Here is a 6621-nt window from a genome sequence, read left to right as displayed (position 1 = left end):
TTCCCTCTTTATTTCCAATTCTGGAATCTTTACTGAACTACTATGCTGTTATCTTCAAAATGAAGTTGATGCTTTTTGAACAGACTCTATTAGTAACATAACATTTTCTTCATTTAAACCGACCATGTTACCATTAGGGTCTCGTCGAGTATTAAATTCAATATATTTTAGATCCAAACTTTTCATAATGTTCTCAGTGATTTCTTCTACATCTTCCTCATCAATAAAGGTGTATCCATACTTTAATTCTTCAACCAGGTGCGAGAAAGGCTTTATTATCCAATTCGAACAAAAGGAATGGATTGTCCCTCCCCAATAAAATTTATCATCTACACAATTAGCTTCTAGTCTGAGCTCAATCTCTTCAGCTGCTAAGTTCGTGTAGGTAATTGCTGCGATTTTTTCATTTTTTTTAAGTCTTGTCCCCTCGTATATTAACTTTGCAACTAATGTTCTTGTCTTTCCACTACCAGGGCAAGCAATAACTAACAAATGGTCATTGTATTCGACAACTTCCTTTTGCTCTGTATTTAATGAATTAAGGAGATTCAAGATATCTCCTCCTTAAAGTAATAAACTTGGATGCAATACTAGTACTATTCAATTGGCAAAAAGAATTAATAATTTCAATCTCGGATGGATATGCACCATAAATTAACTTTACAGTTTCTAGAAAAACTGTGTACTCACTACCTAAGCGATACTGAACAATTGAAATTAAGTGCCCTTCATTCAAGGAAGATACAAATGCCAGTGCCTCGAGCAAATAATCGGGAATTACTATTTCATTATCTAAACGAGCAGCAATTGCTAAGGCCAACCAACCTTTTCCTTCCTTGTTTGCTAAACGTAATATCTCTTTACCAAATATACTGGGCTCTGAGCTTCTTATTTTTTCAATAGAGGCATTTTGATCACTCACCCGTGAGTAAATATCACTTCGAATAACATTCTCAATCAAGTTTTTATTCCCTACTTTAAGTAACTCCACTTCAAAAGTACTGGTAGCATAAAAAGCTGCGATGTATTCATTGTTATTACAGAACTCATCTAACTTTTGTTTGCGTAGTTCCCCTGACTCTTGAGAATTCTTGCATTTTTTATGGAATTCTTTATCCTCATAACTATCGTCATCTAATGGGACAATTGAAAGATCATTGTCTGTAACAATGGCACATTTTCTTCTGATGCGTTCTGCAGAGAATAAATTGGCAATATTTGTGAATTGTGTGCTGCCGGCATTTATTAGACTAACTCCGATCTCATCTAATGATATGCCAAATGCCTTTTTCACCATCTCAGGAATCAGAATTAACTCAGCATCTCCCTCAACAAGGATTACTGACTTTGCGAATAATAGTGTCGATCTTGTCGCATCTAGATAGCGTTCAATCCTTCTTACTTCGTTATCGTCTAGCCCCCTACTTGGTTGTGAAACTTCACAACAATTATCTTCAATATAAACTATATTTACATTACTGAGAGAACAAGAAGAAGAGATATGGCTAGAATGAGTGGTTAAAATAATTTGAGTATTTTCATGGTAATGATATTTCTGAAACAGTGTTTTTTGAATATGGTTATGTAAATGTGCTTCAGGTTCTTCAATTAATAAGAAATGTGCTGCTTTATTTTGATCATGATCAAGTCTGTTATATTCTTCAAGTTTAAGTGCAAGATAGAGCAAATTGGCCCCACCGAGACTCATCTCGTGTAGATCTCCAATATAATCCTCTCCAATTAACTCTCCTGCCTTTATATGCAATGCTTTTAAGGTATGTTTAAAATCATCAGATAAATTAGAATTAATCTCTATTCGGGGAGCATAAGTATGACCTACTGTTTTATGTAATGATTCGGATACTCCAGTAGCCAATTCTCTGATTTCTGGTAAGTTTGTTATATGCCAATTTAAATCTCTAATCGTATTACTTACAGTTTCTGTGCTCGTCTCATTAATATTGAGATTACTCAACAACCTTAGCAAAGGTGAAGTTCGAGGATTTTTCAAGTCGCCAATAACGTCCCTTAACGCTTTCGCATAAGTACAAGCAAAATCATTTTTGAAGATATATTGGTTTGCTGGTGTACCGAGTAGACTACTGTCTTCATTGTCAGGGTCTGGAAAATTGAAATTCGTGAAATTCCCAACAATTGAAGAATAAACCTCATCTTTACTGAAATCAGCTGTTCCCCTACCATATAAAACAGATTCATAGTTATTTATCTTTAAAGTAGAAAGATATTCTATGAAATGTGCGTCATCAAAAAAATCCTGACTCATTTCAAATAATCGTTTGCGTACTTCATATTTAGGTCTAAAATATAAATTTAATGATCCGTTATTATCACTTGTATGGGTACCTTGAAAAACAAGAGCTTGTGAAGAATCGTCGCTTGAGAGATTATCAAAGTGGAGGCTAATTACTATCCAATGTCCACGCCAATTTGTAAGTGAGCGATTAAAATCAGTATCTAATAAATTCGTTGAGGATCTAGGTAAGTTTTCATCAATAATAAGTCTTAATGCGAATAAAGCATTTGTTTTACCAGAACCATTTGCCCCAATTATCGTGTTTACTCCTTCTTTAAAAACAAAGCAAGCTTTTTTGAAATTACGAAAATTCCTTATTTTCAGACTAGATATATGCATAATCATGCCCCCAATTTAAAGCTACAAATATACTGTTCTTATTGGAAATTCTAGCATAATTCTTAGATACAATACAGCTGTTAAATCGACGAAATATGACAGCGTATGCATTACCCGTATAAATAACAGAGTACTTATTCTTCTGTCCGGCGGATATTTTTCCGCTGTTGTAGCACCATCAATCTTTACCAAGGATCGCATCATGAAACCGTGCGAACTGCCCGTCTCTTTTCTGCAGTTCCTCAATGTCTAGATTACTAGCTGCCCGTCTAGATTGCTCAATGCGATACTTTGAGCCCATTTTTTTTAGCTGGTTAACATCAAGGTTAAGCCAGTCTTCAATAGAAGGATTGGGAATCGCAGATATCCATTCGTTAAATTCGAGGCCTTTCACCAACATTTCTTTTGTCCTAACGGGATCTCCGTCACCATCAGTCACTATTAACACTTTTGATTCAGAATAGAAAGTGTTCCATAAAGCGTTTGCCACACGAGGAATTGTAATCTTTCCCATAGCAACAATAATTTTGATTGATCTATTCGAGCCGGCATTACCTAGAATCCTTTCAGACAGTGTAGCAATTACCTCACGATCAGTATCACCTTCGCACACGATTAACAAATCTGCGGTAGTTGCATCGACAACCCGCGTCGATAATACCCCGCCTGTTACATGGTCGTAGTGAAGATGGTCTATCTCTACGAGTTGTTTATTTTTGGCAGTTTCGAATTCGCCTTCAGATGGGAAATAAATTGCACCTTCCTCAGCTGCCTTACGGAGCTTGAGTTTGAGAATATTTGTGAATCCATTGTCACGAGCAATCGCGGCATCCAAGTCTCGTTTGTCGAGTAAAATTATGTTGAGCGTCTTGCCTAAAACGAGTGCATCAACGGCGTCCTCTGCATATCCTGACATTGAAATAAAAATTCCAATTGTACCTGCCAACTTACCACGCCTAGATCAAAATCATAATTGTCTTCTGTGCATTGCACTAGATCGTCAAACTCAAATCCATATTGATAGACCATTTCAAAAAGAAACAATTTCCTGTAATCGTTCTTTAGAAAATTACGAATTAGAATAATATCTTCAATGTTTAATGGCTTTGCTGCACCGGCTTCGGAGTCTTTTTTTAACACCTTGGTGCTGATTAAAAAGCTACTTAAATCACTTACCCCGAAGGTTAGTGCTGATTTCTTCACTTCGGTAAGAAACGTAAAGAAATTAATGATGTGATGCACCTTGGTGTTCCTGGTCGCCACCCGCTGTTCTGCATCAAAAAAAAGAGAAAAAGATTCGATAGTCAATTCATTTGCATCGGTTTTGCCGCAGCCATGCAGCCATATAGAAATTTTAGTATAACGCTGCTTATTTGATCTATAGCCCCAGGCGTATAATTTTTTTGAGGGCTAGTAATCCATTCCTCAAATTCAATAAAACTTGCTCGGTTATTCTCTGTCAGCGCCGCTAAACGCAATTCTCTAGAAATCTTCTTCTTGGATTTTTGACTCATACCCATTTGGCACCGCCCGTTGGTCTATTATGGAATATTATATCAAAACATCTGAATACTTTGTATCGGTTTATACTCTCTAGCGTTCAGCTGCCGTCATGTCCCTATTGTTCTCGTACCCATCTCTCGGTGTAGACAAAGGACTTCTATCATACCATACGACTGATTACTCGTTCGGATTCTATAATGGCTCCTCTTGCCGTAAAGTCCTCATCCTATATACGACGAAAAAGGACAGCGTGGTGCTGCCCCTTAATTTGATATATGTATTGTGTCACAACCCATATAACATAGCGTAATTGCAATCATTTTTTATCGTTTATGTATATGTAAATTACATAGTATTTTGTACATATGTCACACTAAATCCGAAATCTCCAAATCAATCATATCATCACCAGTCGGTAAGGAAAAGCGGAGATCAAAAATCCCCGCTTTCTTAAACAATTTCAATTCTTTTAACTACAGCTGCCGCTTAATGAAGCGTCTGAGGAAAACCTTTGCGCCATGAAGCAAATCGCGGACTCCAGCCATTCCGAAGTGCCTTTGCATTAAGCGCCCCACGTTCTCCTCTCCCACTTCCTTACATTATCTGGGGTTCTGGAGCGTTAAGGGCTTTTGCATAGACAGGCACCCATTCGGTACCCGCTGCTGGATCGCTATCCACAATATTATATGTTCCTGCGGGCCATTCCAGTGCCATAACAGCTGCAACTGCGGCGTCTTCTGTATGCACAAAAGAAGTGATGCCGTCAGTAGCAGGCAATTTCCCAAGCCGAACTTGCTCTGCGAACAATCCGTTCGAATCGTACCAGGTCCCTTCACCGTACAGCACGCCATATCTAAGAATGACATGCTCCAGCATTTCCGCAGCAGTGGTTTCCAGTGCATGAACAGCGTTCACGCTTGTGAGTTGCGGTTCCGGAGCCTCAAAGTCCAGTGAACACTCCTCCGTTGCCGGCCCTTCTCCAGGCGCATAGGTCATTGTGATGCTTTGCGCGATCATCCGACGAACGCCAGCGGCGAGTGAAGCATCCACTAAGTTTCTCGTTCCCTCCACGCGAATTCTTGCATTGGCGGATGGATCCATAGCCTGCAGCGAAGTCAATTGGTGAATGACCACCTCTGGGGAAGTTTCGGCGATTACTTTGAACAGACTCTCGCGATCATATACATCCGCTTGGACGAATGAAGCACCGGCTTTCTTCAAACTTTCTGCATGCTCCGGATTGCATATTAACCCAACCACTTCGTGTTCCTTTTGTACTAGCATCGGAACGAGTACCCTCCCGATGACGCCACTTGCTCCAGCAACTAAAATTTTCATTTGGTAATGCCTCCTTTATCTATTTTTATTTAAGACCCATCTGGTATCGCATTTGTGACATAAGAAAGGAAACAGTATAATAACGGGAAATTAGACTTCTCTCTTGCGCCTGCCGATTCGTCTGCTTGCGTTGAAGAATGTAATGGTTTAGATGGAGATAAGGAGTTGACAAGGATGTTGGATATGTCGACGGTCGAATCGTATCGCCCTCTGCTGATGACGCTCGCATACCGGATGCTCGGTTCATTGAGCGAAGCGGAAGACATCGTGCAGGATGCGCTGGTTGATTATACGATGACTGTGGATCGCAGCAGCATCAGGCACGAAAAAGCTTATTTGGTCCGAATGGTCACCAACAGAAGCTTGAAGCTGAAGCAATCCGCGCGCAAACGTCACGAATTCTACGTCGGGCAATGGCTCCCGGAGCCTGCCATCGCCGATGACGAATTCGGCCGTGCGGCTAGCCCGCTCGGATCCGCCACCGCAGAGAGCGGGAATCCTGCCAATTACATCGAGCGGCAAGAGAACATTACGTACATGATGCTCGTTATGCTGGAGAGACTGAATGCCGTCGAGCGCGCTGTCTTCCTGCTACGCGAGACGCTCGACTTCGACTATGGGGAAATTGCGGACATCGTTCAGAAATCCGAAGCGAATTGCCGCAAAATTTTCAGCCGGGCAAAGGAAAAGCTGCTAGGATCGACGGGAGAAGATGGCGGCGCGGAAGCGATCGATCCTATGCGGCTCAATGAGGAACAAGCATGGGCTTTCGCCAAGGCGTTCATGCAGGCGGCCGAAACCGGAAATTCGTCCGCGCTCGTGGACATGCTGGCGCATGACGCCGTATTCGTCATCGATGGCGGCGGCAAAGCCCGCGCGGCGATCAATCCGATTGAGGGCAGCGAGCGCATCGCAGCATTCTTTATCAGTAACGTGCGCAAAGGCACGCTGGGGGATTCGCTTTTGCCGGTCGACGTGAGCGGCCAACCCGGCTTTATCGTTAGCCAGAACGGCCAGCCGACTATGGTCATGGTGTTCGGTTGGGACTCGGAAAAGAAGATCTCACGCATTTTTATTATTTTGAACCCTGACAAGCTTAAAAATGTCACAAAACAATTCTCCTAACT

7 protein-coding genes are annotated in these 6621 nt (G+C 41.1%); 1 reads left to right on the top strand and 6 read right to left on the bottom strand.

Going from position 1 to position 6621, the window contains the following annotated elements:
- Positions 1-54 precede the first annotated feature (54 nt).
- The 6 genes from IDH44_RS09680 to IDH44_RS09655 all read right to left on the bottom strand — a co-directional run bounded on the left by IDH44_RS09680 (position 55) and on the right by IDH44_RS09655 (position 5494).
- Positions 55-552, bottom strand: coding sequence for a UvrD-helicase domain-containing protein (locus IDH44_RS09680; RefSeq protein ID WP_190917082.1), 498 nt, complete (start codon positions 550-552; stop codon positions 55-57).
- Positions 539-2653 (bottom strand): ATP-dependent nuclease, encoded by a 2115-nt coding sequence (locus IDH44_RS09675; RefSeq protein WP_190917081.1) that lies wholly within the window; start codon positions 2651-2653, stop codon positions 539-541. The genes IDH44_RS09680 and IDH44_RS09675 overlap by 14 nt, the downstream gene beginning before the upstream one ends.
- A 178-nt stretch (positions 2654-2831) precedes the next feature.
- The gene (locus IDH44_RS09670) at positions 2832-3599 is read right to left on the bottom strand and encodes a TOPRIM nucleotidyl transferase/hydrolase domain-containing protein (protein WP_190917079.1); all 768 of its coding nucleotides are present in this window, start codon (positions 3597-3599) and stop codon (positions 2832-2834) included.
- Positions 3527-3961, bottom strand: a complete 435-nt coding sequence (locus tag IDH44_RS09665) for a hypothetical protein (RefSeq protein WP_190917077.1) — start codon at positions 3959-3961, stop codon at positions 3527-3529. Before IDH44_RS09665 ends, IDH44_RS09670 begins: the two co-directional genes overlap by 73 nt.
- Positions 3958-4173 carry a hypothetical protein gene (locus tag IDH44_RS09660; RefSeq protein WP_190917075.1) on the bottom strand — a complete coding sequence of 72 codons (216 nt, stop codon included), beginning with the start codon at positions 4171-4173 and terminating at the stop codon, positions 3958-3960. Before IDH44_RS09660 ends, IDH44_RS09665 begins: the two co-directional genes overlap by 4 nt.
- Positions 4174-4750: 577 nt before the next feature.
- Positions 4751-5494 carry an NAD-dependent epimerase/dehydratase family protein gene (locus tag IDH44_RS09655; RefSeq protein ID WP_317890147.1) on the bottom strand — a complete coding sequence of 248 codons (744 nt, stop codon included), beginning with the start codon at positions 5492-5494 and terminating at the stop codon, positions 4751-4753.
- Between the two features lie 174 nt (positions 5495-5668).
- Here IDH44_RS09655 and IDH44_RS09650 point away from each other — a divergent pair, with 174 nt between their 5' ends.
- Complete coding sequence (locus IDH44_RS09650; RefSeq protein ID WP_190917073.1) at positions 5669-6619, top strand: sigma-70 family RNA polymerase sigma factor; 951 nt, start codon at positions 5669-5671, stop codon at positions 6617-6619.
- Positions 6620-6621 lie beyond the last annotated feature (2 nt).

The organism is Paenibacillus sabuli, from assembly GCF_014705605.1.
Classification (GTDB): Bacteria; Bacillota; Bacilli; order Paenibacillales; family Paenibacillaceae; genus Paenibacillus_D; species Paenibacillus_D sabuli.
Note: the sequence above shows the minus strand (reverse complement) of the source record. Positions and strands in the feature narration are given on the sequence as shown.

Coding starts and splice junctions, on each gene's coding strand:
- IDH44_RS09675 (WP_190917081.1), bottom strand. CDS start 2,653: ATGCATATATCTAGTCTGAAAATAAGGAATTTTCGTAATTTCAAAAAA.
- IDH44_RS09660 (WP_190917075.1), bottom strand. CDS start 4,173: ATGGGTATGAGTCAAAAATCCAAGAAGAAGATTTCTAGAGAATTGCGT.
- IDH44_RS09655 (WP_317890147.1), bottom strand. CDS start 5,494: ATGAAAATTTTAGTTGCTGGAGCAAGTGGCGTCATCGGGAGGGTACTC.
- IDH44_RS09650 (WP_190917073.1), top strand. CDS start 5,669: ATGTTGGATATGTCGACGGTCGAATCGTATCGCCCTCTGCTGATGACG.